At 31.0% G+C, this 26,131-nt stretch carries 24 protein-coding genes and 1 rRNA gene; 20 read left to right on the top strand and 5 right to left on the bottom strand.

Annotation, left to right across the window (positions count from 1 at the left end; genetic code table 11):
* The first annotated feature begins 152 nt into the window (after positions 1-152).
* Complete coding sequence (locus CRN98_RS11850; protein WP_097027640.1) at positions 153-1,577, top strand: potassium/proton antiporter; 1,425 nt, start codon at positions 153-155, stop codon at positions 1,575-1,577.
* A gap of 111 nt (positions 1,578-1,688) precedes the next feature.
* Here CRN98_RS11850 and CRN98_RS11845 read toward each other — a convergent pair whose 3' ends face one another.
* Positions 1,689-2,729, bottom strand: a complete 1,041-nt coding sequence (locus CRN98_RS11845) for a M42 family metallopeptidase (protein WP_097027639.1) — start codon at positions 2,727-2,729, stop codon at positions 1,689-1,691.
* Positions 2,730-3,021: 292 nt separating this feature from the next.
* Between CRN98_RS11845 and CRN98_RS11840 the strand changes: the two genes are divergently transcribed.
* Entirely contained in the window at positions 3,022-4,509 is a 1,488-nt protein-coding gene (locus CRN98_RS11840; protein WP_097027638.1) for an MBOAT family O-acyltransferase, read from the top strand.
* Between the two features lie 11 nt (positions 4,510-4,520).
* Entirely contained in the window at positions 4,521-5,549 is a 1,029-nt protein-coding gene (locus CRN98_RS11835) for a hypothetical protein (RefSeq protein ID WP_097027637.1), read from the top strand.
* Between the two features lie 39 nt (positions 5,550-5,588).
* Here the strand turns inward: CRN98_RS11835 and CRN98_RS11830 are convergent, their stop codons facing one another.
* Positions 5,589-6,254: an HD domain-containing protein gene (locus CRN98_RS11830; protein WP_097027636.1), complete on the bottom strand. Its 666-nt coding sequence runs from the start codon at positions 6,252-6,254 to the stop codon at positions 5,589-5,591.
* A gap of 92 nt (positions 6,255-6,346) precedes the next feature.
* Entirely contained in the window at positions 6,347-7,603 is a 1,257-nt protein-coding gene (locus tag CRN98_RS11825) for an MFS transporter (protein WP_097027635.1), read from the bottom strand.
* Between the two features lie 178 nt (positions 7,604-7,781).
* Between CRN98_RS11825 and CRN98_RS11820 the strand changes: the two genes are divergently transcribed.
* The 9 genes from CRN98_RS11820 to CRN98_RS11780 all read left to right on the top strand — a co-directional run bounded on the left by CRN98_RS11820 (position 7,782) and on the right by CRN98_RS11780 (position 15,374).
* Positions 7,782-8,924, top strand: coding sequence for an acyl-CoA dehydrogenase family protein (locus CRN98_RS11820; protein WP_097027634.1), 1,143 nt, complete (start codon positions 7,782-7,784; stop codon positions 8,922-8,924).
* 184 nt (positions 8,925-9,108) lie between these two features.
* Positions 9,109-10,617: a DUF1846 domain-containing protein gene (locus CRN98_RS11815; RefSeq protein WP_097027633.1), complete on the top strand. Its 1,509-nt coding sequence runs from the start codon at positions 9,109-9,111 to the stop codon at positions 10,615-10,617.
* A gap of 212 nt (positions 10,618-10,829) precedes the next feature.
* Positions 10,830-11,192: a NifB/NifX family molybdenum-iron cluster-binding protein gene (locus CRN98_RS11810; RefSeq protein WP_097027632.1), complete on the top strand. Its 363-nt coding sequence runs from the start codon at positions 10,830-10,832 to the stop codon at positions 11,190-11,192.
* 34 nt (positions 11,193-11,226) lie between these two features.
* Positions 11,227-12,891: a ribonuclease J gene (locus tag CRN98_RS11805; protein WP_097027631.1), complete on the top strand. Its 1,665-nt coding sequence runs from the start codon at positions 11,227-11,229 to the stop codon at positions 12,889-12,891.
* A gap of 210 nt (positions 12,892-13,101) precedes the next feature.
* Positions 13,102-13,299 carry a cold shock domain-containing protein gene (locus CRN98_RS11800; protein WP_097027630.1) on the top strand — a complete coding sequence of 66 codons (198 nt, stop codon included), beginning with the start codon at positions 13,102-13,104 and terminating at the stop codon, positions 13,297-13,299.
* Positions 13,300-13,437: 138 nt separating this feature from the next.
* A complete protein-coding gene (locus tag CRN98_RS11795) occupies positions 13,438-13,764 on the top strand; it encodes a hypothetical protein (RefSeq protein WP_097027629.1) in 327 nt (108 codons plus the stop codon).
* A 141-nt stretch (positions 13,765-13,905) separates the two neighbouring features.
* Positions 13,906-14,586 (top strand): YeeE/YedE thiosulfate transporter family protein, encoded by a 681-nt coding sequence (locus CRN98_RS11790; protein WP_097027628.1) that lies wholly within the window; start codon positions 13,906-13,908, stop codon positions 14,584-14,586.
* 18 nt (positions 14,587-14,604) lie between these two features.
* Complete coding sequence (locus CRN98_RS11785; protein ID WP_097027627.1) at positions 14,605-14,829, top strand: sulfurtransferase TusA family protein; 225 nt, start codon at positions 14,605-14,607, stop codon at positions 14,827-14,829.
* Positions 14,830-14,846: 17 nt separating this feature from the next.
* A complete protein-coding gene (locus CRN98_RS11780; protein WP_097027626.1) occupies positions 14,847-15,374 on the top strand; it encodes a YeeE/YedE thiosulfate transporter family protein in 528 nt (175 codons plus the stop codon).
* A 23-nt stretch (positions 15,375-15,397) separates the two neighbouring features.
* On the opposite strand, the gene CRN98_RS11775 is transcribed toward CRN98_RS11780, so the two are convergent.
* Positions 15,398-16,288 carry a LysR family transcriptional regulator gene (locus tag CRN98_RS11775; RefSeq protein WP_097027625.1) on the bottom strand — a complete coding sequence of 297 codons (891 nt, stop codon included), beginning with the start codon at positions 16,286-16,288 and terminating at the stop codon, positions 15,398-15,400.
* A gap of 403 nt (positions 16,289-16,691) precedes the next feature.
* On the opposite strand from CRN98_RS11775, the gene CRN98_RS11770 reads away from it, so the two are divergent.
* The 5 genes from CRN98_RS11770 to CRN98_RS11750 all read left to right on the top strand — a co-directional run bounded on the left by CRN98_RS11770 (position 16,692) and on the right by CRN98_RS11750 (position 22,891).
* Entirely contained in the window at positions 16,692-17,468 is a 777-nt protein-coding gene (locus tag CRN98_RS11770; RefSeq protein WP_207653589.1) for an ABC transporter permease, read from the top strand.
* A gap of 28 nt (positions 17,469-17,496) precedes the next feature.
* On the top strand, positions 17,497-18,546 hold the full coding sequence (locus CRN98_RS11765; protein WP_097027623.1) for a taurine ABC transporter substrate-binding protein: 1,050 nt from the start codon (positions 17,497-17,499) through the stop codon (positions 18,544-18,546).
* Between the two features lie 81 nt (positions 18,547-18,627).
* Positions 18,628-19,425 (top strand): ABC transporter ATP-binding protein, encoded by a 798-nt coding sequence (locus CRN98_RS11760; protein ID WP_097027622.1) that lies wholly within the window; start codon positions 18,628-18,630, stop codon positions 19,423-19,425.
* Between the two features lie 301 nt (positions 19,426-19,726).
* Entirely contained in the window at positions 19,727-21,427 is a 1,701-nt protein-coding gene (locus CRN98_RS11755) for an FAD-dependent oxidoreductase (protein ID WP_097027621.1), read from the top strand.
* A gap of 207 nt (positions 21,428-21,634) precedes the next feature.
* A complete protein-coding gene (locus CRN98_RS11750) occupies positions 21,635-22,891 on the top strand; it encodes a YeeE/YedE thiosulfate transporter family protein (protein WP_097027698.1) in 1,257 nt (418 codons plus the stop codon).
* A gap of 123 nt (positions 22,892-23,014) precedes the next feature.
* On the opposite strand, the gene CRN98_RS11745 is transcribed toward CRN98_RS11750, so the two are convergent.
* Positions 23,015-23,446 carry a putative ABC transporter permease gene (locus CRN98_RS11745; protein WP_423237099.1) on the bottom strand — a complete coding sequence of 144 codons (432 nt, stop codon included), beginning with the start codon at positions 23,444-23,446 and terminating at the stop codon, positions 23,015-23,017.
* A 206-nt stretch (positions 23,447-23,652) separates the two neighbouring features.
* On the opposite strand from CRN98_RS11745, the gene CRN98_RS11740 reads away from it, so the two are divergent.
* From CRN98_RS11740 to CRN98_RS11730, 3 genes are all read left to right on the top strand, one after another.
* On the top strand, positions 23,653-24,378 hold the full coding sequence (locus CRN98_RS11740; protein WP_097027619.1) for a hypothetical protein: 726 nt from the start codon (positions 23,653-23,655) through the stop codon (positions 24,376-24,378).
* Between the two features lie 75 nt (positions 24,379-24,453).
* Positions 24,454-24,861, top strand: coding sequence for a hypothetical protein (locus CRN98_RS11735; protein ID WP_097027618.1), 408 nt, complete (start codon positions 24,454-24,456; stop codon positions 24,859-24,861).
* A gap of 1,163 nt (positions 24,862-26,024) precedes the next feature.
* Positions 26,025-26,131: ribosomal RNA gene (locus tag CRN98_RS11730) — 16S ribosomal RNA — on the top strand; the annotation flags it as partial.

Raw genomic sequence — 26,131 nt, 5'->3', positions numbered from 1 at the left:
TTATAATAGGAAATATGAATATTTAGTAAATATTTCTGTTTTTTAAATTAATTTATGCAAAAATAATGTATAATTATAATACAGTGCAGTGTTATAATGGTATTATTATGCAATTTACTCACAGTAAATATTTTTTAGGAAAGGATGATTTTATGGTTCAAATAATGTTATTGTCAGGGATAATATTACTGGTTTGTGTACTTTCTAGCAAATTGTTATATCGATTTGGAATACCTACCCTAATGATTTTTTTAACATTAGGTATGCTTTTAGGTTCAGAGGGTATAGGTGGAATATATTTTGATAATTCAATGTTAGCTCAACAAATATGCAATATAGGGCTTGTATTTATAATGTTTTACGGCGGATTTGGTGTTAACTGGAAGTCGGCAAAATCTGTAGCGCCTCAAGCAATACTTTTAGCAACACTGGGAGTTGTAATGACAGCATTTTTAGTTGGCTTATTTGCACATTTTATTTTAAACGTCACTTTACTAGAAGGAATGCTTCTAGGTTCAATAGTTTCTTCTACAGATGCTGCTTCAGTGTTTTCTATTCTAAGATCAAAAAAATTAAACTTAAAAGGGGGATTAGCTTCCATGCTTGAAATGGAAAGCGGAAGTAATGACCCTATATCTTATATGTTAACAGTTGTCATGGTATCTTTGATAACAAATAATCAGCAGCAATCAATAATAAGTTTACTAGGTCGTCAAGTTATTTTCGGATTAGCAATTGGTTTTACTATTGCTATAATTTCTGTATTTATTTTAAAGAACATAAAATTTGAAATAGATGGATTATATCCTATTTTCTCCATATCTATAGCTATACTTGGATATTCAATGAGTGAATGGATTGGTGGAAATGGATTTTTATCAGTTTATATAATTGGAATTATTATGGGAAATAGCAAGATTCCATATAAGAGAAATTTGGTTCATTTCTTTGATGCAGTATCATGGCTCATGCAAATCGTTTTATTCTTTACCTTGGGCTTATTGGTTTTCCCATCTCAGTTACCATCAGCTTTAGTATCTGGAATGGCAGTGGCTATATTTTTACTCTTAGTAGCAAGGCCTATTGCAGTTATGAGTATACTAAGCTTTTTTAAAACTCCACTAAAGCAGCAAGCATTAGTATCTTGGGTTGGACTTAGAGGAGCAGCATCTATTGTGTTTGCAACTTATGCCTTAACAAATAAACTTCCTATTGCAAATGAAATATTTAATACTGTGTTTATTATAGCTTTACTTTCTGTTGCTGTTCAAGGAACTATGATTCCAATGATGGCAAGAGGTTTAGATTTAGTAGAAGATGAAGTTTCAGTATTTAAAACTTTTAATGACTATCAAGATGAAATACACACACAATTAATGGAATATGTTATAGAAGAAGACAATCACTTAGTAAATAAGACCATTGTGGATTCTAACATACCTGATGAAATATTGATTGTTATGATAAAAAGAAAGAATGAAATAATTATACCAAACGGTTCATCAATTATAAAAGCAGGGGATGTTTTAGTTCTCACTGCTGAAAACTTAGAAAAATTTATACATCTATTAAATTAGAAATATAGAGCTCCATAAAAAGATTATGGGAGCTCTATATTTTTAAGGATAAATGGCTTTATAGCCTAAATTTACATACTTTAGATAAAGCTTTAGTATCATATAGAGCAATTATTCGCTTTGGCAATAGTTAATTACTAAATCCAAAGTTGATAAAATTCCATCCATATGAGTTCGCTCGTAGCCGTGGGATGCAAAGACTCCTGTTCCAATAAGTCCAGTCTTAATATCCCATCCAGCACGCAAAGCAGAAGAAGCATCTGAGCCATAGTAAGGATATATGTCTATTTTATATGGTATATTATTTTCCTTACATAAATCTATGAGTTTTTTACGAATTTCTAAATCATATGGACCAGAAGAATCCTTAGCACAAATACATACTGCATACTCAGAGGAGTTTTGGTCAAGTCCTGGTGCGCCCATGTCCACAGCTATAAATTCTTTGGTGTTGTGAGGAATAGCAGCAGCAGCTCCATGGCCAACTTCTTCGTAATTTGTAATAAAAAAGCTTGTGGTATAAGGGAGTTCTATGTTGTTTTCCACTAAGTATTTTATTGCATATAAAAGTATAGCAGCACTTGCCTTATCATCTAGATGTCTACTTTTTACAAAACCACTTTGAGTAAAGACAGTTCTTGAATCAAAGGAGACAAAATCTCCAACCTCAATTCCAAGTTTTAAGGTATCTTCCTTAGAAAACACCTTCTCATCTAATACAATTTCCATGTTTTCTGCAGTTCTTTTAAGTTCTCTTGCTTCATCGCCGCTTATATGTACAGAAGGTTTAATGCTTTGAATTGTTCCAGTAAATTCTTTACCATCTAAAGTTTCTATTATACAATTTTCACCTTCAATGGAGTTCATCATATATCCTCCAATAGCAGCAAGGGATAAAGTTCCATTAGATTTTATACCTTTTACCATGGCTCCTAAAGTATCTATATGAGCAGATAAGACTCTTCCATTTTGATTATCTTTGCCGGGTAATGTAACTAAAATGCATCCCTTGTTAGTAAGTTTATAAGACACACCTATACTATCTAATTCTTTTTTTATATAATTTATTACTTTTTTTGTATATCCACTAGGACTTGGGGTAGTTAAAATGTTGTTTAAATAATATTTAATTTGCTCTTGATTATAATTCATGTAAAACACTCCTTCATTTAAGCCTTAGTTATATTTTACCACAACTTTATGCTGCATTGTATAGTACCATTTTCATAGTAAGTATCAGAATAATTATGCAAAAAAATGTTTAATTCTGCGTAGAAACTAAAATAAGGCAAATCTGTAACAAGGCTGTAACAATGAAAAGGTAAAATACATACGTTGATATGAAAGTATATGGATAAGTTAACCATATTACGTAATGATCATAGTTATAAAATGTTGTAGTTAAATTGCACTTATCAATATGATTTCAGGAGGTATAATAGTTTTGTTATTTAATTCGATTCAGTTTTTGTTATTTTTTCCTATTGTAGTTCTTATATATTTTTTAATACCTTTTAAATTACGTCAAGTATGGATGCTTATAAGCAGTTATTATTTTTATATGAGTTGGAATCCTAAATATGCAATTTTAATTGGAACAACCACTATAATTACATATTTAAGTGGGCTGTTAATAGAAAAAGCAAGTGAAATAAGTAATGAAGAAAAATCAATTAAGCTTAAAAGATTTTGGGTTTTAATGAGTTTTGCAAGTAATTTAGGTATTTTGTTTTTATTTAAGTACTATAACTTTTTCATGTCAAGCATAGAGAGGGTACTTGCCTTAGTTGATATTACAGTTGCAATTCCATCATTTGATTACTTGCTACCAGTAGGAATATCCTTTTATACATTTCAAACCCTTAGTTATACCATGGATCTTTATAGAAAAGATGTTAAAGCAGAAAAAAATCTAGTTAAATATGCCTTGTTTGTATCATTTTTTCCCCAAGTGCTTGCAGGACCTATAGAGAAGTCAAAGAATTTATTACATCAATTTGATGAGAAACATTCATTTGATTATTATAGGGTAAGAAATGGCTTGATTTTAATGCTGTGGGGATTCTTTCAAAAGATAGTCATTGCAGATAGATTAGCTATATTAGTTAATACAGTATACAACAATCCTGATAAATATAGAGGATTGGAAATTATAATAGCCACTGTATTTTATGCATTTCAAATATACTGTGATTTTTCATCTTATTCAGATATCGCAAGAGGTGCTGCTGAAATCATGGGATTTAGGCTATCGGTAAACTTTAAACAACCTTACTTTTCGAGATCAATAAAAGAATTTTGGAGACGTTGGCATATCAGTCTTAGCAGTTGGTTTAAAGATTATCTATATATTCCGCTGGGAGGAAACAGGTGCAGCAAGCTCAGAAATTATATTAATATAATGATTGTGTTTTTAGTTAGTGGGCTATGGCATGGAGCATCTATGAACTTTTTGATTTGGGGAGGACTACATGGTATTTATCAAGTAGCAGGAAATATTTTAAAACCAGCTAAAGAAAAAATCATAGATATTTTTAATATAAAAACTGATGTATTCAGCTTTAAGGTTTTTCAAGTATTAATAAACTTTGTATTAGTTGATTTTGCGTGGATATTTTTTAGAGCAAATTCCTTTTCTGGAGCAATATTGTTAATTAAGAATATGTTTTATTTCAATCCATGGATATTTTATTCAGGAGATATTTATAAGTTAGGATTGGATTCAAAAGATTTTAAAGTAGCAGTGCTGGGTATAATTATGGTTTTAATTGTAAATTACATTCAAAGAACTAAAAGTGCTCGGATTGAGCTTTCAAAGCAAAATATAGGTTTTAGATGGACAATATATTTTACGGCTATTATCTTTATTTTAATATTTGGTGTATATGGCCCGGGATATAGTAAGCAAGAGTTTATTTATTTTCAATTTTAGGAGGAATATCCATGACTAAAAAGATAGTTTTAAAAGGATCTGTTTTTATAATTATATTAACCATAATTATTTCTATACTTAATTCCATTTTTGTATTAAAAGTAAGTCATCGCGGTAAAATATTTCAAGGAGTATATGAAGATAGGGATACATATGATGTGGTTTTAATGGGTTCAAGTCATATGAATTCGTCCATTAATCCCAATGTACTGTGGAATGATTATGGAATAACTAGTTTTAACTATGGAACTGGGGGACAACCCATAGATGTTACATATTATTTGCTTAAGGAGGTTTTAAAAAAGCATAAAAATCCAATTGTTGTAGTAGACTTATATTATTTAGGTTTAACAGAAGAATTTGGGCAAGAAGGATATATTAGATATGTTTTGGACAATATGAAGTTTTCTATGAATAAGATAGAAGCCGTTGTAAACAGCACACCAAAAGATCAGTGGCTAAGTTATTTATTGCCAATTATTAAATATCATGATAGATGGAAAGAATTAGATAAACAAGATTTTAATTATGATACTTCCACTACATACTATCAAAAAGGTTTTGGTGCTGGGCGTGAGGTATATGGAAAAGATAGTTTGTCAGATGTTAAAGAAACAAGAACTACACAGCTACCTCCTAAGACCCAGGAATATTTATATAAAATTATAGACTTATCTAAAAAGGAAGGTTTTAAGCTAATATTTGTAAATGCACCACATGATTATACCAGTACAGCTAGTATGGATACCTGGCATAAAGAACCTGCACAGATGTTTAATACAGTAGCAGAAATTGCAAAAGAAAATAATATTCCATTTATAAATTATAATAACATATTTGATGAAATAGGTTTTGACTTTAAGACAGATATGTATAATGAAGGACACATGAATATTTGGGGTTCTAATAAGGTTTCAACTCACTTTGGAAAGTTTTTAAAAGAGAATTATGATTTAGAAGATCATAGAAATGATGAGAAATATGCTAATTGGAAGGAAGACTATGCTCGTTATTTACAAGTAGAAGCTGCTGCGAAATAATAGAAAGGTAAAAGGTATTGAAAGTTCAATACCTTCTATTTAAATTATTTTTGTTCCATTCATTACAAGTTCAAATTTCAAACTTAAAAAGTTTGCTGCTTTCCTGCACATAGTCATTCTAGTTAAGAATATCTCAAAGTAATCCATTAATGAAACAATGGTAGTATCAATTTTTAAATCTAGGAGTATAGAGCCATTTTCTTTGTCAACACGAACTTCTGAATATTCTACTGCATAATTTACTCTATCGTGTATATCAAAGGTAGAAAAATCTATATTTCTAACTCTGCTTCGACGTACATCGCATTTATCAGCTAAGATTAATGCAGCGGAGATGCTATTAACAGCAGAACCAGTGCCTTCATCGTGATTTCCAACAGCTGATACCACCAGGGCAATCTCATCAGGAGGCATATTAAGTCTTGTTAAAATATTAAAGCATAAAACAGCTCCTGTTTGAGCATGCTCTTCTCTGTTTATCATATTCCCTATATCGTGAATATATCCTGCAATTTTTGCAAGTTCTATTGTTCTTTCATCATAATCAAGTTCCTTTAATATTTTAGAAGCTGTATCTGCAACTTTTGTAACATGACCTGTATCATGTTTTGTTATTCCCAAGACTTCTAATAGACGATCTGCCCATTGTATGTATGATTGTATTTCTGCGTTATTTTTTATGTCTTCATAAGTAAGTCTTCCCACTAATATACCTTCTTTCGCAATTTATTATCTCAATATAGTATTATCAAATAACTTCACTTAAATGCCAGGGACAAGATGGGTAAATCTATGAATTAAATCTCACTAGTAACTTCCTTGCTTCTTTTATCTACACCTTTAAAGCATTTATAAAAATAAACCGTTCCTCCTACATATACAAAAGCAGTTATAAAATAGGGTATTTCATAACCATTTACCATATGGTTCATTATAAATCCTGCTAACATGGCGCTTAAAGCTCTACTTAAGTTTCCAGAAATATTTATTATACTAGAAAATATAGGCCTATGATTGCTATCAACCATTTCCATAGCTAGATTAGATATGATAGGGCCTGCCATATTCATAAGTGCATTTCTCATAAATAATGCTATGGACACAATTATCACTGATGGTGGTAAGGCTATAAGCATTAAAAATGGCACTGAAAGAGTTTGGCAAATGATTATAGTATTTATTTTTCCATACTTTTTAGCCATAATTGGAGTAATAAGTCCTCCTATTCCCATTGCACCTTGAGCTAAAGCCATTATAAGTCCTATGGTTTCAGTAGAGATATTTATTTTATATTTCAAGTAAAGATTAAAGTAAGGCACTACAAGACCGGCGCCAAAACCTATTATAAAATTATATAAGACATATTGAGAAGGCTGTTTTTGCTTTAATATATGTAAATAAACTTTAATTAAACTTCCCTTGATTTTTACATCTAAATCATTAGTATCCTTAGTAGTAATAAGTAACGTTTTAATTCTTATTACAAAGAAACAAGCTATAAATCCTATTAGTCCTGAAATTATTATGGAATACTTTAAAGCTTCTATGGAATTAATTTTAAGTTCTAATTTATGAGATACTTGTCCAAAGACAAAGTAACCAATCATATTAGAAAATACATTTATGACAAAAGAGATGCTAAATAATTTTAGTCTATTCTTTTCTATGCTATTTTCCATAAAAAAGGGACCTTCTGAAACTAATAATAAGGAAGTGAATCCACCTTGTATAATTGCAAACACAAGCATAAGACCTTTAGTATTAAAATATCCTTGAAAAATATTCATTAAAGGTACAAAAATAAAGGCTAAAAGCATGGCATTTTTCTTTCCTAGTTTATTTACAAATACTGCACATGGTATAGAAAATACTGCTGTAGCTAGTATTTTTAAACTTAGTAAGGTGCCAAGATAACTTTCTCCATAATTTAATTCTTTTATATATATGCCTTGAAGCATACTAAAAGCTCCTGATGAAATATAGAAAAAAACTATACTACATAAATATAATAGAGCATTATTTGAAATATCTTTAAATTTATCTTTCAATAACATAATGTACTCCGTTCTAATACATAATTCGTATATAAGTATACACTAATTTCACTGGAATTAAAATTCTATCATAGAAAAAGTTACCCATTTACAGAATAATGGTAATCATTAACAATATGTATGAATATATATTAACATAACCTATTTGGAAATTGTAGGAAACTAGGGGGAGATATTTATGAATTTTGAACTAAATGAAAACCAATTAATGATTCAAAAGACAGCTAAAGATTTTGCACAGAAGGAACTATTGCCACAGGTAATAGAAAATGATGAGAATAGTAAATTCCCATTAGAAGCTTATAAAAAGATAGGCCAAATGGGATTTTTAGGTCTACCTTATTCAGAAGAGTATGGTGGAGCTTCTGGAGATTATTTATCCTATGCATTGGCTGTTGAAGAAATTTCAAAAATAGATGCATCACTTGGTATTTCTTATTCTGTTACTACATCTTTATGTTGCGGTTCAATAATGAACGGTGGTACTGAAGAGCAAAAGAAAAAATATCTTCCAGACTTGCTTTCAGGTAAAAAATTAGGTTCCTTTGGACTTACAGAACCTAATGCGGGTTCAGATGCTGCTAATACTATTACAACTGCAGTAAAAGAGGGAGAGTATTATGTTCTAAATGGTTCAAAATGCTTTATAACAAATGCCCCTTTAGCTGATGTTTTTGTAGTATATGCTATGACTGACAGAACTAAGGGTGTAAAAGGATTATCAGCGTTTATAGTTGAAAAGGGCTATGAAGGATTTTCTATAGGAAAACTTGAAAATAAGTGTGGAATAAGAGCAGCACAAGTTACAGAGCTTATATTTGACAATGTAAAAGTTCCAGTAGAAAACTTACTTGGAGGAGTAGAGGGACAAGGATTTAAAGTTGCTATGAAAACTCTTGATGGAGGAAGAATCGGAGTAGCTGCACAAGGACTTGGAATAGCTGAAGGTGCTTTTGACATGGCAAAAGAATATATGAAACAAAGAGTTCAATTTGGAAAGCCAATATGTAAAAATCAAGCACTAGCGTTTAAAATGGCTGATTTAGCTTTGGAAATAGAGCAAGCAAAATACTTACTCTATAAAGCGGCAATAGATAAACATGAAGGAAAACCTTATTCAGTTTCAGCTGCAAAGGCAAAGCTTGCATGTACAAATGCTGCTATGCATGTAACTGTTGAAGCCGTTCAAATGATGGGTGGAAACGGATTTATGAGAGAATATCACGTAGAAAGAATGATGAGAGATGCAAAGATAACTCAGATATATGAAGGCACAAATGAAATTCAAAAATTAATTATAAGTGGAGATATCTTTAAGTAAAAATAAAAAAAGAAGTTGGAGGTGGTTTGAATTGCCATTTTCAACTTCTTTTTTTGACATCATACCTCTTTACTTTAGTAAAAAAATGTGTCATAATAAAATGTCGTAAATATGTATTTGTTGTTAGTGTTTATTAAATTATATTAATAGCTAAATAATTATTATAGATAGTGAGGCGTGAAAAATGAAGATAGGATTTGACAACCAAAAATATTTAGAAGAACAATCTAAATACATCTTAGAAAGAGTTAATAATTATGATAAGTTATACCTAGAATTTGGTGGAAAGCTTTTACAGGATTTTCATGCGAAAAGGGTTTTACCAGGATATGATGAAAATGTAAAGATTAAATTATTACATAAATTAAGAGAAAAAGCTGAAATAGTTATTTGCGTATATGCAGGAGATATTGAAAGAAACAAGATAAGAGGAGACTTTGGTATCACCTATGATATGGATGTTTTAAGACTTATTGATGAGCTTAGAGGCTATGAGCTTGATGTAAATAGTGTTGTAATAACAAGATATGATAATCAGCCAGCAGCAACTGTATTCATAAACAAACTTGAACGTAGAGGAATAAAAGTATATAAACATGCTTCAACTAAGGGATATCCTACAGATGTAGACACAATTGTAAGTGATGAAGGATATGGAGCAAATCCATATATTGAAACGTCAAAACCTATAGTTGTTGTAACGGCACCAGGACCAGGAAGCGGAAAACTTGGAACTTGTTTAAGTCAGCTCTATCATGAAAACAAAAGAGGTAGGGTTGCTGGTTATTCAAAGTTTGAAACATTCCCAGTGTGGAACGTTCCTTTAAAACATCCTTTAAATATAGCTTATGAAGCAGCAACAGTAGACTTAAAGGATGTGAATATGATAGATTCCTTCCATCTAGAAGCGTACAATGAGATGTCTGTAAATTATAATCGTGACCTTGAATTATTTCCAGTTCTTAAAAAGATAATAGAAAAGATAACTGGTAAGGAATCTATATACAAATCTCCAACAGATATGGGAGTTAATAGAGTAGGTTTTGGTATAGTTGATGATGAAGTTGTTAGAGAAGCTTCTAAACAAGAAATAATTAGAAGATATTTCAAAACAAGCTGTGAATATAAAAAAGGTTACTTAGATAAGGAAACCTTTGAAAGAATAAAGCTTATCATGGAAGAAGTTAATTTAAAGCCAGAGGATAGAAAAGTAGTCATTCCATCAAGAGAGTATTCTGCTAAGTTAAAAGAAACTGCTGATAAAAATGATGTATGTCCAGTAGTAGCTTTAGAACTTAATGATGGTACAATAGTTACAGGTAAGGGATCAGAGCTTATGGATGCAACTGCTGCTGTAGTTTTAAACGCTATTAAATATCTTGGAAATATATCTGATGAAATACATCTTATTTCTCCAGTTGTGCTTGAACCAATTACAAATTTAAAATCAAAAACACTAGGAAATAGAAGTACATCTTTAGATTCTGAAGAAATATTAATGGCACTTAGCATATGTGCTGTTACAAACCCAACAGCTCAAGTAGCTATGGAAAAACTATCAATGCTTAAAGGATGTCAAGCTCATTCAACTGCAATTATAAGTGGAAATGATGAACAAACCTTTAGAAAACTTGGAGTAGATATAACTTGCGATCCTATATATGCTTCAGAAAGTCTATATTATAATATGTAATAAATAAAACAAGAATATCTCAAGAAATTGAGATGTGACGATTTATAACAAAATTATAAATTTCTATCAATAATACAAAAAGTTTATAAAATAAACCTTGAGAGAAATCTTAAGGTTTATTTTTTTTTTTTTATTTTTATAATGTAATATTATATTTAAAAATGAGAATAATTATATTTAGAAAATAAATTTTAAATATGAGGTGAAATAAAATGAAAATAGCATTACCCAAAGATGGAGAAATGATAAATCAGCACTTTGGAAGAAGCTCATGCTTTGCTATTGTAGACATTGAGCAGGGCAGAGAGAATAAAATTGTTCAAACTAAAGAAATTTCCACAGAAAGTTTGCAGCATAACCATGAGGGTTTAGCAGATATTCTTGAAAATCAGGGAGTTTCAGTAGTTATTACAGGCGGTATTGGAGAAAATGCATACAATGCTTTAGAGGAAAAGGGATTAGGAGTTGTATGTGGAGCTTCAGGGAAAATTGACGATATTATGCAAAGATATTTACAAGGTGAGTTAGTTAATGACAAAGCCACTTGCGCTAATCAATGGGATCATAGTCATTAAAATTAAGTGAGTTTTTAAGTAATGAGGTGATTAAGTGAAAAACGAAGATAGTGTAAGGGTTATTCCCTTGGGGGGACTTGGGGAAATAGGCAAAAATATAACAGCCATAGAATATAAAGATGAAATTATTGTTATAGATTGCGGTATAGCTTTTCCAGATGAAGATATGTATGGTGTTGATCTAGTCATTCCGGATATAACCTATTTATTAAATAATAAGGATAAGGTAAAGGGATTTTTTATAACTCATGGACATGAGGATCATATAGGTTCACTACCTTACATTTTAAAGCAGTTAAATGCACCTATTTATGGCACAAAGCTAACATTAGGTATGGTTAGAACTAAATTAGAAGAACATGCGTTGATTTCAGATTGTGAACTCAACGTAGTAAATACTTCGGACGTAGTAAAGCTAGAAAATTTAAGTGTTGAATTTATAAGAGTAACTCATAGTATAGCAGATTCCTGTGCTCTTGCTATTCATACACCTATTGGGGTAATATTGCACACTGGTGATTTCAAAATAGACTACACACCTATTGATGGGAAAGTAATGGACTTAGAGCGCATTTCAACTTTAGGAAAAGAAGGAGTACTTCTTTTAATGGCAGATAGTACAAATGTAGAGCGTATTGGCCATACAATTTCAGAAAAGTCCATAGGGGAAACCTTTAATAGAGTTTTTGTAAATGCTGAAGGAAGAGTGATAGTTGCAACCTTTGCCTCAAATATTCATAGAATGCAACAAATAGTAGATGCATCTGTTGCATATGGAAGAAAAGTAGCTTTCAGTGGAAGAAGCATGGAGAATGTATCAAAGGTAGCCATGGAACTTGGGTATTTACATATTCCAGAGGGCACTCTGATAACTTTAGATGAAATTAAAAATTATACGAATGAAAAGATAACTATAATAACTACAGGAAGTCAAGGAGAATCTATGGCAGCCTTGGCTAGAATAGCTTTTTCTAATCATAGAAAAATTAAAATTGAACCAAAAGATTTATTTATTATTTCTGCATCTCCAATTCCAGGGAATGAAAAGTTTATATCTAGAGTAATTAATGAATTGTTTAGGAAGGGTGCAGAGGTGATTTATGATGACTTAGAAGAAGTGCATGTGTCAGGGCATGCATATCAAGAGGAATTAAAACTCATTCATACTTTGGTTCACCCTAAGTATTTTATGCCAGTCCATGGCGAGTATAGGCATTTAAAACATCATGCAAAGCTAGCTCAAAAGCTAGGTATGGATGTGAAAAAAATATTTACTTTGGAAACAGGTCAAGTTTTGGAACTATCAGATGAGGAAACTAAAATAGCAGGAAGGGTTCACACAGGCGCTGTGTTTGTAGATGGGCTTGGAGTGGGAGATGTGGGAAATATAGTTCTCAGAGATAGAAAGCACTTAGCTGAGGATGGAATGCTTACAATTGTTGTAACTTTAGCAAGAGAAAGTTATAGTATAATAGCAGGTCCAGATGTAATAACTAGGGGATTTGTATATGCAAAAGAATCAGAAGCTTTAATTAATGAAGTAAAGGAAATCGTTAAAAAAGAGCTTGATGATTGCCTAGAAAAGAAAGTTATTGAATGGTATGTATTAAAAGGTAATATGAAAAGTGCAACAGAAAGATTTTTATATGAAAAAACAAAACGAAGACCAATTATTTTACCTATTATAATGGAAATTTAGCTTAATATAGTAATTATAAAAATAAAATATGTAGTTTGATAAATATATTTATCAAAAAACACTTGAAAAATTTTAAATATGGTATATACTAATATAGAACCTTAATTCAGAAGTAATGATTTACTAAATAAACATTTTTATGAAAAAAATTGTTTGTAATTTACTTTTTATAAAGAATTAAAGGAATAGAAGTTTCGGAGGTAAGAAATAATGACTGGTACAGTAAAATGGTTTAATGGAGAAAAAGGATTTGGATTTATTACTACAGAAGAGGGAAATGACGTATTTGCTCACTTTTCACAAATCAACAAAGAAGGATTCAAGACTTTAGATGAAGGACAGAAAGTATCCTTTGACGTTGTTGATGGAGCAAAAGGACCTCAAGCTGAAAATATAACAATACTTTAATTTGTTAAAATAATAAAAACCTGAAGATAAGTCTTCAGGTTTTTTCAGGTTTATACTATGTAATTATAATATACTAAGTATATTATAAGGAGCATAAGTGCAAAATATTATTACATAAATGAAGGAAAGGGTGCTATAATGAAAAACTTTCAAGATCTTATTAATGAAACTTTAGAAGTTGAAGATTTAGAGGAATTAGAAGTAGCTGCAGATTTATTTGAATTTGGTGTAGAAAAAGGATACTATAATATAAGACAAGCGGTAGAGTTTAATAATACCTATTGGAAGGTAAAAAATAGATGTTTAGCTTATAAAATTGCTGAAGAAGTAAAGATGAATAGATTAGATCTTATTAATATAGTGTCCAATGCTCCTAACAGTGTTAAGGATGATAAACGCGAATTGATGAATTATGTAAATGGTCGTGTGAAGGCACTTAAAGGAAACATGAAGGGTATTAAATAATGTTTTTATAAATGATGACAGTTATCTATGTAAAGTTCCTTATTTAACTTTATGGATAACTGTCATTATTTGCATTAGTATTTTCACATAGCGTATGATATGGAATTTATTAAAATTATAACATTAAAGAAGGTTGATATTTTGACAAATGAAATGGATATGTTAATACAAAAGCGTACAGGGAAAGGTAATAAGAAAAAAAATCAGATCCCATATGCAATTATAATATTTATAATTGCAATAGTTACTTGTATAATTCTTTGGAAACTTAACCATGAGTATATTGCATATTGGATTTTAGGTATTTCAATTGGAATTGTTTTAAGATATTCTAGATTTTGTTTTTCGGCAGCCATTAGAGATCCCTTATTAATTGGCAATGTGAAATTATTAAAAGCAATGCTTCTTGGAATGATGGTAAGTACTATAGGTTTTGCGGTAATTCAATATTTATATTTTAAAGGTGATGTTGTTGATTATACATATATTCCTGGTTCTGTAAGCTCAGCAGGAATTCATATCATGATTGGAGCTTTTTTATTTGGAATTGGAATGACTATTGCAGGAGGATGTGCTTCAGGAGTACTTATGAGAATTGGAGAAGGTCATGCACTACAATGGATTGTTTTATTAGGATTCTTCATTGGAAGTACTCTTGGAATTCGTGATTATCCATTTTGGTATGAGCATATTATTAAAAATACCAAGATAATTTACTTCCCAGAATATGTGGATTTAAAAGTTGTTGTTATAATACAAATGATTATTTTAATGATTATATATAAAATTGCATCTAAATATGAAAGAAACAGTAAAAGATAAGTTTTGGAGGAATTAATTATGGAAGTAAAAGAACTTGATTGTTTATATGAAGCATGTCCTGTTCCTTTAATTAAAGCAATAAAAGAGCTAAGAACAATGAAGTCTGGAGATATTCTAGTTTTAAAATCTGATCAAAGTTGTGTTGGAGTTATTGTAGAAGAATGGGGAGAACAAAATAATTATCCAGTCAAAGTTGTTGAACTGGAAGATGGAGATTTTGAAGTGTATATTCAAAAACCATAAAAGCATAGGAGGGAAAAATGGATTCTATTGTAAAGTGGTTAAAAAAGCCTTGGCCTTATTGGGTTGGAGGAATATTGCTTGGATTAATAAATGTAATTTTATTAGCTGTAAGTGGCATGACTTGGCATGTAACTAGTGGATTTATGCTGTGGAGTGCTGGAATTTTACAATGGCTTGGATTAGAACCTTTTAAATGGGACTATTTTAATTATTTTAGCAGTAAATATGGAGATATAATTGCAAGTGACAGTATATTTATTAATAAGTATGTGATTTTAGATGTTGCAGTAGTGGTAGGTTCTTTAATTGCTACACTATTAGCGTCTCAATTTAAGTGGAAAAAGGTTAAGGATAAAAAGCAAGTCGCATTTGCTCTTATTGGAGGTATTCTGATGGGGTATGGTGCTAGAATTGCTGGTGGATGTAATATAGGAAGTTTCTTTAGCGGAATTCCATCCTTTTCACTACACGCTTGGTTTTTTTGGATTTTTGTGATCTTAGGAGCTTGGGTAGGAACTAAAATTATAACTAAATTTTTAATATAGGAGGAAAGTATATTCCTCCTATATTAACAAAATCCTCTTTTGCTAGAAATAATAAAATCTACAAATTTTTGCTCGTATTTAGTAAGGGTATACTTTTTTCTAAAAGCAATATTATAATCAAAATTAATTTTAATGCCTTCTACATCGATTGAGTGAAGTAGGCCTTGTTTTAATTCCTTTTGAAGTATTAATCTTGGTAAAAAAGAAAATCCATTTCCTGCAGAAATAGAAGATTTAATAGCTTCAGGAGAATTTAAGTCATAAATTACGTTTAAATCTTTTATACTAACACCCTTTTCTTTTAATGCTGTTTCAATAAGATGTCTAGCATTTGAAGTCTTTTCTCTTAAAATTAAAGGTAGTTTTTTTAACTCCTCTATGGAAATTGCTTTTTTACAAATATCGCTTTTGCCAACTAAAATAAGCTCATCTGAAATTATCTTTTTTATGGATATATCATCTGCCATTGGATCATCTTGAATAATTCCAATGTTAATAGTGTGATCCTGTAGTTTTTGTACAACTTCAGTAGAGTTTATAACTTTCATATCTATATCTACTTCTTTATGAAGTTTTTTAAATGTATAAATGCTGCAAGGAACAGCATACTCACCTACACTTTTGCAAGAAGCAATCATAAGCTTAGGTGTATCCTCTTGCAAATTTTTAAGATCTCTTTCAATATTTCCCTTGATAGATAAAATGGTATCAGCATAGTTAAATACAACTTTGCCCTCTTCCGTAAGTTCAACACCTTTATTACTTCTGGTTAAAAGCTTTGCTCCAAATTCCTTTTCTAAATTTTTAAGCTGCATACTAAGCCCTGGTTGAGTAAGATGAAGGGATTCAGCTGCTTTTGATATACTATTACATTTTACAGTTTGATAAAATGCTTGGAGATGTTCAAGATTCATAATCTCACCCCGCTAAAAGTTTAAAAGTAATTTTCATATACTAGAGTATATTATATTGTAACATTACTTTACATAAAAATAAACAAAACATAGAAGTATTTTGCGAAACAAAGTCACTATATAAGGATTTCTTATATAGCATAACGAATAATTATTATAAAAACATATAACACTATATTATAATTAATAAAGAGATTGAGATAAAGTTAACAAGGTGTTTTAACTGTATAATTTTTATATAGCAAAGGAGTTAGAAAGATCTAACTTCTTTTATGCTATAATGGCAGCGCCTTGCATATCCAAGGAACATGTAAATTTAAAGTATAATTGTAATTTTCTTATAGAACTATAATGCTTTAATACTTTCGTTATGGTACAACCTAAGAAGAAATGAGGTATGATGGTGAATAAAAAAAATATATATGAAAAGATATTATCTATTGGAACAGTACTTGTTATTTTAGTAATATGGTTTATAGCAACAACGCTTAAATGGGTTGACCCTAAATTAGTACCATCTCCACAATCGGTATGGACAGCCTTCATTGATATTATGGAGAATGGATATAAGAATTATACATTGCTAGAGCATTTAGGAGCAAGTATGGAAAGACTTATTGTTGCTTTCGTCTGTGCTGCTATCATTGCAGTTCCATTAGGACTTGCAAGTGGCTATAATTCAAAGATTAGAGCACTTTTTGAACCTATTATAGAATTTTATCGACCACTCCCACCATTAGCTTATTATACACTTTTAGTTTTATGGTTAGGAATTGAAAATGAGTCTAAGATTGCACTTTTATTCTTAGCTTGCTTTGCACCCATTTACATTTCTTGCGTATCAGCAGTTATAAAAATAAAGGAAGATTATATAAATAGTGCTTACACAGTAGGTGCCAATAAATTGCAAATATTTATTCATGTAATATTTCCGGCATGTTTGCCTGATATATTTACTGGACTTAGAACAGCCTTAGGTGTTGCCTATACCACATTGGTATCTGCTGAAATGGTTGCAGCGAACTCAGGGATAGGTTGGATGGTATTAGATGCCAGTCGTTATTTGAGAAGTGATATAATTTTTTTAGGAATAATCATAATGGGTATAACAGGGATTTTGTTAGATAGGAGTATACAACTTATTGAACACAAGGTTGTTCCTTGGAAGGGCAAAGAATAAAAATATTGTATATTTAGGAGTGATAATTATGAAACTAAAAAAAATACTAGCAAATATCATAACGGTGACTATAGTAGCAGCATTATTTGCAGCATGCGGAACTTCAAAAAAAACTGCAGATACTGCAGAAAATAATAAAGCCTCAACAGATGTACCTAAGGTTGTAAATATAGGTACTCAAGTAATGCCTAATGATGAGAAAATTGCTATAACAAAGGGTTTCTTTGAAGAAGAGCTTGGAGTTAAAGTTAATATTATTCAATTTGAAGCAGGAGATATAAGAAATGCACTTGTTTCAAAGGATATTGACTTTGCTTTACTTGGTTCAGCTTCTGCAACACAAGGGATTGCAAGTGGTATTGATGTAGAAACGATTTGGATACATGAAGTTCTTGGAGATGCAGAAAGATTGGTAGCTAGAAACAATTCAAATATTAATTCCGTAAAGGATCTCGTAGGGAAAAAGATTGCTACACCATTTACCACAACAACACATTATAGCTTGTTAAAGGCTTTAGAGTTAAATGGTATTTCTCAAAAAGATGTAACATTATATGATATGCAAATGCCTGAAATATACGCAGCATGGCAAAGAGGTGACATTGACGCAGCTTATGCATGGGAACCTACACTTTCTAATCTTTTAAAGGACGGAAAGGTCTTGCTTTCAAGTAAGGATATGGCCGAAAAAGGTGTTGTTACATCTAATGTAGAAGTTGTTAGAAGAGAATTTGCTCAAAAATATCCAGATATTGTATCAAAATATATTAAAGCTCTAAATAAAGCTGTTAAACTTTATAATGAAAATCAAGCTGAAGCAGTTAAAACAATTGCAAAAGCTTTAAACATTACAGAAGAAGAGGCATTAAAGCAAATGAAAGGATCTATTTGGCTTACTGCTGAGGAACAATTGGATCCTGCATACTTTGGAACAAGTGCTAAAAAAGGTAATTTAGTAAATTCATTAAAAGATACAGCTGATTTCTTATATAAACAAAAGAGCCTTATGGATGAACCAAAATTATCTACTTTTGAAAATGCTGTAAATCCAACATATATAGAAAATGCTTTAAAATAATTTTTATAGTTAAATTGTATTAAAAGTCCTATATTAGTTTAATAAAATTTAAAGCAGTACAATAGAAATGGAGAATATCGCATGAGTCAATTATTAAAAGATAGAACAGATTATGTTATAACATTAAAAGATATAAATTTAAGGTATTCTGGTGAAAAAGACGAAGTTACTGCTCTTAGAGACATAAATTTAGGCATTAAGAATGGTGAGTTCATATGTGTACTTGGTCCATCAGGTTGTGGTAAGAGTACATTATTAAAGATTATTGCAGGCTTTCTTAAACCATCAGATGGTGAAGCTAAAATGGATAATGAACCTATTAATGGACCAGACTGGCATAGAGGGGTTGTTTTTCAAAGTCCTACCTTATATCCATGGTTAAATGTTCGTGATAATGTTGCTTTTGGTCTGAAAATGAGAAAGTTACCTAAAAATGATATTGAGGAATTAACAAATAAATACTTAGAACTTGTAGGACTCAAGGGCTTTGAAAAGCATAGGCCCTATGAACTTTCTGGGGGCATGAAGCAAAGAGCTTCTCTTGCAAGGGTTTTAGTAAATAAGCCAAAAATGATTTTAATGGATGAACCATTTGGAGCATTAGATGCCTTAACAAGACAAAATATGCAAACGTTAATAAGAAAGGTCTGGACTAAAACGGAAAATACAGTGTTTCTTATTACACATGATGTTGATGAAGCATTAGCACTTGGCACTAGAATTATTGTAATGTCAAGTAGGCCAGGTAAAATCATAAAGGAATTTAATACAGATTTCACTTATCACATTTCAGGTGAAAATCATGAAAGTCCAAGATATACACCTAAGTATATGGAGGTAAGAGAAGAAATATTAGACATTATCAATTGTCAAGATTAAGAACTGAAATTTTTATAAAAAGTATAGAGTATACAAAGAATGCCCTATAGAATAGATAATAAGAAAGTCTATCTCTATAGGGTATACTTATTTTTTCGCTTAAGAAATTGTTACATAAGTTTAATATATAAAGAACTGTTATGGTGTATAACGCTTATTTATTATAAAAACCTATAATATTGTATTATAATTAACATGTAGTTTGAGATAAAATTAACAAACTATAGGAATATTACTAGACAAAGTGCTAAAACAAATTAAATAGTATAAAAATTAACATAAAATATGGAGGGAAACACATATGAGTAGAAAATTTTTAATAGTAGGTGGAGTTGCAGGTGGAGCATCTACAGCAGCAAGACTTAGAAGACTTGGAGAAAATGATAAAATAATAATGTTTGAAAGAGACCCACATGTATCCTTTTCAAATTGTTGCTTACCATATCATTTAAGTGGAACAGTAGAAAAGTCCGAAGATCTAGTTTTAATGCATCCAAGTAAATTCTTAGCACAGTATAATATAGATGCTAGGGTACACAATGAAGTAGTAGACATCAACAGAGAAAAGAAAGAAGTTACAGTTAAAAATGTATTAACTGGAGAAACATATACTGAAGATTATGACAAGCTAATATTATCCCCAGGTGCAAAGGCAGTAGTTCCACCAATAAAGGGAATTGAAAATGTAAACTTATTCACAGTAAGAAATGTTGTGGATATAGACAAGCTAAATAGATTTGTAAAAAACACTGGAAGCAAAAGTGTAGCAGTAATTGGAGCAGGATTTATTGGAGTTGAGGTTGCTGAAAATTTAAGAGAAGCAGGATACAATGTAACTTTAGTAGAAGCTGCATCTCATATAATGAAAATACTTGACTATGATATGGCTCAAATACTTCACAAAGAAATGCATGACAAGGGTGTAAAACTAATAGTTAACGATAAAGTAAGTTCCTTTGAAAAAGATACCGTAGTATTAGAATCTGGAAATAAGATAGAAGCAGAAACAGTTGTTATGGCAATTGGTGTAGCTCCAGAAACAGACCTTGCAGTTAAGGTAGGACTTGAACTTGGAGAAACAGGAGCAATAAAAGTAGACCAAAACTACAGAACTAATGATAAGGATATATATGCTGTTGGGGATGCTATTGAAGTATATCATGCATTGGCAGGAGTTCAAACTAAATTAGCATTAGCAGGCCCAGCTCAAAAGCAGGCAAGACAAGTTGCTGACCACATTCATGGAATGCTTGTATCAAACACAGGATACATTGGCTCATCCGTAGTAAAATGTTTTGACTACAATGCAGCTGCAACTGGATTAAATGAAGAAATGATAAAGAATTTAAATTTAAACATTAAATATGAAGTAGTTAAAGTAATTCCAGGAGATAAGGTTGGCTTAATGCCAGGATGTGAACCACTTCACTTCAAATTATTATTTGAAATACCAACTGGAAAAATATTAGGTGCTCAAGCAATTGGCAGAGGAAACGTTGATAAGAGAATGGATGTAATTGCTACAGCTATTAAGTTTGGCGCAAAGATAAATGATTTAAGAGACTTAGAGCTATGCTATGCTCCACCATTTGGAACTGCTAAAGATGTAGTTAACTTTGCAGGATACGTTGGTTCAAACTTATTAAATGGAGTATTTAAGCAGGTTCCAGATAGCTTAGTAAGAGAACTTGTTGAAAAAGGTGCTTGTATAATAGATGTAAGAGAAAAACCAGAGTATGAGTTAAGCCACATAAAAGGAGCTAAAAACATACCACTTAGTGAATTAAGAGAAAGAATAAATGAAATACCTAAGGATGAGCCAGTATACTTACACTGTAGAAGTGCTCAGAGAAGCTATAATGCAATAGTAGCTCTTCAGCAGTTAGGATTTGATAATATTTACAATATATATGGTGGATTTATGGGAATATCCTTCTTTGAATACTTCAACGATCAAACAACTGGTAGAGAGAAAATAGTTACAGATTACAATTTCCTATAATTAAAACAAAAATATAGGTGGAGCTAAAGTTTATGCTCCATCTATATTAAAGTGTAATGGTTCAAGGAAAACTATGTAAGTTAACAGTTATACGTCATTATAAAAATAATATTTATTCAAAAGCAATATTAAAGGAGGTTCATCATGAATAATTTAAATACTAATCATGACCTGAAAACATCTCAAAGGTCAAAACAATTAGTAAATATTAATAAGGGCCAAGTGGTTGCTGGATTTATAGTCTTAATAGCAATGATTGCATTTGCTGCAGCTCTATCCGCAAAGAACCCTAAATTAGGATTATTTTTAATCACAGGACTATCAATTGGGTACTTAATGCAAAGATCAAGATTCGGATTTGCAGGAGGTATCAGAAGATTATATGTAACTGGAGAATCAAGTTTAACAAAGGCATTAATGTTCTTACTTGCAATTTCACTTATAATTACAGCAGCAATACACTATGGAGCGTTTGCTGGTGGAGCAGAAGCGGCTTTTAGAGCAGCTAAAGGAGCAAAGATAATACCAGGAACTCAAAATGTTTACCCTATTAATCTTGGACTAGTATTAGGCGGAATACTATTTGGTATAGGTATGATGCTTGGTGGTGGATGTGCTTCAGGAACACTTACAGACGTAGGTGAAGGTGAAGGAAGAGCAATAATTGTACTATTCTTCTTTGTAACAGGATCACTATGGGGAGCTCATGACATGGATTGGTGGAAAAACACTATATTCTTTACAGCAGGTAAAAAGGTTTACCTTCCAGATACTTTTGGATTTATGGGAGCAATTTTAATTTCATTATTAGGACTTTTAGCAATTTATGTTTTTTCTAAATGGTATGAAAGTAAGAGAAAAAGAGAAAATACTTTTATTTCACTAGAGTATGCTGAGTGGGAAAAAGAATTACCAGAACCAGCAGAGTACAAGTTCTTTAGTGCAGAAACTTATCACAAATTCTTTGTAAAAAGATGGTCATTCTATACTGGAGCAGTGCTTTTAACAGTTATGTTTGAGGTAGTTTTACTTACATCAGGTAAGAGCTGGGGAGTAACTTCTACATTTGTAGAGTGGGGAGCTTGGATGTATCAGGCAGTAGGACTAGTTGATGTATCAAACTGGGGATATTTTGCTGATAAGATGAAGACTATTAATGCAGGATTTATGAACGATCCAGGTTCTATGAGAAACCTAGGAATAATAGTAGGTGCATTAATATCTCCATTACTTGCAGGACACTTCTCCTTTAAGAGAGCTTTTAATTTTAGAGATGTAGCATTTTATGCAATTGGTGGATTACTAATGGGATACGGTGCTAGACTTGCATCAGGATGTAATATAGGAGCATTGTATTCTGCAATAGCTAATATGTCCTTATCAGGATGGATATTCTTACCTGCGCTAACTGTTGGAGGAATACTTGGAGTTAAAATAGTTAGAAGGCTTAATATAGCAACATAATAAAAAGCAAGGTATGCTAATTGTAAATTAGTATACCTTGTTTTTGTATGGTTTAGATAAAAGGTGATAGGAAGCTAAAACTTGTTATTAAAGAAAACTAGTTAAAAGAAATCTTTAATACATTTACGCTAAATTTTGTTCAATTCTTATTAAAGTATCGTACACCTTTTCAAATAAGAGACCAGCAATAAACCATGCAGGCGCATAACTTAGTGTTATTAAACCACATATGGATAGAGGTTGTGTTGTATAATTCCAAGGACAAACACCTAAAACCTTTCGTAATATCATTCCAGTTGAAAATTCCACTATAAATATAAATACTGTATAAATCCCTCCTCTTAGATAAAAGGGAAGATGTCTTATCCTATTGTGAACTGGCTCTAAAAATACTGCAAGGCCATATATCGGAAACATCCATATATATGTGAAGCCTGTAAGTTTTATATCCCCATGAAAAAGAGAGCCAAGCCCTGTCCAAAGAACCTCTATACAAAAACCTAACAAACCATAAATTACAAATCTTTTTCCCATAAAAGTATTTTCTGTAATCATACGAAAAATATACAAGAATTCATTGTAAAGACTTATTTAAAAAGCAATTATCTTTTAAGAAAAAATTCCGTTTGTAATTCGATAAAAGAAGAATAAGAGTGAATGGTATGGCGTCATAAAAACAGGAACAAGTTTTACTAAATGGTAATAGTATGAATATTGTGATAAAATAATAGTGTATAATATTATGGATGGGATGGGTGTAAATGTATAAGGAAGCTTGGGGAAAATATAGGGAAGGTTTTAGGATGTTATTACCCTTTATTTTAGTAAAGCTGCTATTTCAAATTTCTAGTTTTAAGTTTACTGATAGTAATGTAACCTTGGACAAATACGACATGATAACAGGGGGAGAAACGCTACTAAGAAATATTTCAGGTGCAAATGTTAAGGCTCTAGTGATAAGTAATTTATTTTTAATCATAATTTCCATTATTGTAGTACCTTTAGTTTATTCGTTTTTATACTTAGTTATAAAAATGATAGTAAGAGATGAAGAAGTAAATTACAGGGAAGCTTTTGATGAGAGCCTTCAATTTTATCTAAGATATTTGACATTAACTATTATAATTGGTGCACTAATTATAGGAATAGCATTTCTGGCAATTTTTAGTATAATGATTCCTTTCTTCATAATAGCAGTGGTGATTCTTCTTGTATATGTAATAGTAACAGTAATTCCTTGTGAAGCCTATTTAATATATCATGATGTAAGTGCAGAAGAGGCATTGAGTAAAGGAAGGGAGATAGGAAAGAAATATTTTTGGAAGTTAGCGGGAATTGTTGTGATAACAAGTTTAATAGGAAGTGCTTTAAAGATAATACCTGATACTAATATCATAGTATATGCAGCTAAAGATTTTATAACTATATCTATAGGGCTTTATATGTATATATTTGCTATGATTCTTTGTAAGCAAGAAGAAAATTAGATTTTAGATAAGATTTGATTTATGTGACGTAAGTATAGCAATGTATATTAAAAATACATGGGGGAGATATAAGAGATGCTTAAAAAATTCAAAAGTAAAGCTATGATATTAATAAACACATTGATAATATTATTTTTAGTAGGATGTTCTGGTGGAAGTTATAAATGTATAAATTCTATTGAAAATAATACCAACAATAGTATGGAGATGTCATATTCAAGTTTTGATGGACACAAGTTTAACTCAATTAAACTTAAAAAGGGAGATGAATTAAATTTAAATGTTGAAGTAATTACAAAAGAAGGAACTTTAAAAATAACTTTAGTTGACAAAAATGATAATGAGCTATTTAAGGTTGAAAATCCTAAGGAGTCAATTAATAAAACAATTAAAATAGAGAAGGATTCTACTTATAAAGTAAAGGTTGAAGGAAAACACGAAGGGAGTTATAAGATTACTTGGGATATAAAACATTCGTCATAAAAGGATATTATGACATTATTTAATGTTGAATCTCCCGTATGGGTTCTGTATTTAAGAAAGCGGTTCGCTGCGCAAAGGAGCTCTAATATTTATGAATTTAAAGCACCTAAATTTTCTAAACTCACTACCGTTCAAACAGTAGAAAATTCTTAACGGTGCTTTAAATTGAGAGATAAAGAGCTTCTAATTGCTTATTCAATGCTTTCTACAATACAGAATCCATACTAAATTTAACATTAAAAATGTCTTCATGCGCACTGCTGAAGGAAGGAATTTCGCTTTGGCGAAAGTTACATTTAAATTTACACTTATCAAAGGGCTGATAAGCCCGCAGACCGATAGGTCGGGAAATATTAATCATACAATTTTTTATTAAGAATCTTTTATCATACTCACATATTTTTAACTTATAAATTAAATTTTTTCATCTATTTCGTATAAATTCTTGTAACCTCAAGGGTTGCTGTCCTAAAATATTTTAGAAATTCAGTGGGTGTAGGTGATATTTTTAATGTTGAACATATAGTATGGGATTTGCATCGTAGAAAGCATTGAATGAGCTTTAGAGGGGCTTTATTTATAAATTTAAAATACCGTATAGAGCCTCCTACTGTATGAACGACAGCGAGTTTAGAAGGCTTAGGTATTTTGAATTTATAAATATTAGCCACTCTTAGCAAAATGAACGGTTGCATAATTTATAGAAATCTATGATTTCGTTATAAATTAGCACATCTCAGTTTGCTGAGATGTTTCATTAATTATGCAAAGCCCATACGGGAGGTTCAACATTATCTTAAAATGTCGTACTTTTTCTATGTGTAAACTTTATCTGGCGTATCAATATGTGAGATACTGAGGATATGGTCGAGTAATAAAGGATGATGTGTTTTAGTCTGGTTTAATGGCATTAAATAGTAATAGTATATAAGTCAAGCCGTGATAAGATAACATTCGTAGCTAAAATAAATAGTAGACAACACAAGTGGGTAACAATATATTAATAACATTTCAAAACATTGTTGACAAAGGCAAATGAAAATGTTATTATATAGAAGTTGCTTAACAAAGCAGGGTCTTTGAAAATTGAACAGAGAATAGAAACCAGTCAATTACTTAACAGTTAATGTTAAGAAACGCGATGAGCGAAAAGATTAAACTTTTAAATTGAGAGTTTGATCCTGGCTCAGGACGAACGCTGGCGGCGTGCCTAACACATGCAAGTCGAGCGATGAAACCCTTCGGGGTGGATTAGCGGCGGACGGGTGAG

The organism is Clostridium peptidivorans (genome assembly GCF_900205925.1).
In the GTDB taxonomy this organism is placed as follows: Bacteria; Bacillota; Clostridia; order Clostridiales; family Clostridiaceae; genus Clostridium_AK; species Clostridium_AK peptidivorans.
Note: the sequence above shows the minus strand (reverse complement) of the source record. Positions and strands in the feature narration are given on the sequence as shown.

Coding starts and splice junctions, on each gene's coding strand:
- CRN98_RS11780 (WP_097027626.1), top strand. CDS start 14,847: ATGGATTCTATTGTAAAGTGGTTAAAAAAGCCTTGGCCTTATTGGGTT.
- CRN98_RS11740 (WP_097027619.1), top strand. CDS start 23,653: ATGTATAAGGAAGCTTGGGGAAAATATAGGGAAGGTTTTAGGATGTTA.
- CRN98_RS11800 (WP_097027630.1), top strand. CDS start 13,102: ATGACTGGTACAGTAAAATGGTTTAATGGAGAAAAAGGATTTGGATTT.
- CRN98_RS11835 (WP_097027637.1), top strand. CDS start 4,521: ATGACTAAAAAGATAGTTTTAAAAGGATCTGTTTTTATAATTATATTA.
- CRN98_RS11820 (WP_097027634.1), top strand. CDS start 7,782: ATGAATTTTGAACTAAATGAAAACCAATTAATGATTCAAAAGACAGCT.
- CRN98_RS11765 (WP_097027623.1), top strand. CDS start 17,497: ATGAAACTAAAAAAAATACTAGCAAATATCATAACGGTGACTATAGTA.
- CRN98_RS11825 (WP_097027635.1), bottom strand. CDS start 7,603: ATGTTATTGAAAGATAAATTTAAAGATATTTCAAATAATGCTCTATTA.
- CRN98_RS11760 (WP_097027622.1), top strand. CDS start 18,628: ATGAGTCAATTATTAAAAGATAGAACAGATTATGTTATAACATTAAAA.
- CRN98_RS11810 (WP_097027632.1), top strand. CDS start 10,830: ATGAAAATAGCATTACCCAAAGATGGAGAAATGATAAATCAGCACTTT.
- CRN98_RS11735 (WP_097027618.1), top strand. CDS start 24,454: ATGCTTAAAAAATTCAAAAGTAAAGCTATGATATTAATAAACACATTG.
- CRN98_RS11815 (WP_097027633.1), top strand. CDS start 9,109: ATGAAGATAGGATTTGACAACCAAAAATATTTAGAAGAACAATCTAAA.
- CRN98_RS11795 (WP_097027629.1), top strand. CDS start 13,438: ATGAAAAACTTTCAAGATCTTATTAATGAAACTTTAGAAGTTGAAGAT.
- CRN98_RS11850 (WP_097027640.1), top strand. CDS start 153: ATGGTTCAAATAATGTTATTGTCAGGGATAATATTACTGGTTTGTGTA.
- CRN98_RS11785 (WP_097027627.1), top strand. CDS start 14,605: ATGGAAGTAAAAGAACTTGATTGTTTATATGAAGCATGTCCTGTTCCT.
- CRN98_RS11775 (WP_097027625.1), bottom strand. CDS start 16,288: ATGAATCTTGAACATCTCCAAGCATTTTATCAAACTGTAAAATGTAAT.
- CRN98_RS11845 (WP_097027639.1), bottom strand. CDS start 2,729: ATGAATTATAATCAAGAGCAAATTAAATATTATTTAAACAACATTTTA.
- CRN98_RS11755 (WP_097027621.1), top strand. CDS start 19,727: ATGAGTAGAAAATTTTTAATAGTAGGTGGAGTTGCAGGTGGAGCATCT.
- CRN98_RS11745 (WP_423237099.1), bottom strand. CDS start 23,446: ATGATTACAGAAAATACTTTTATGGGAAAAAGATTTGTAATTTATGGT.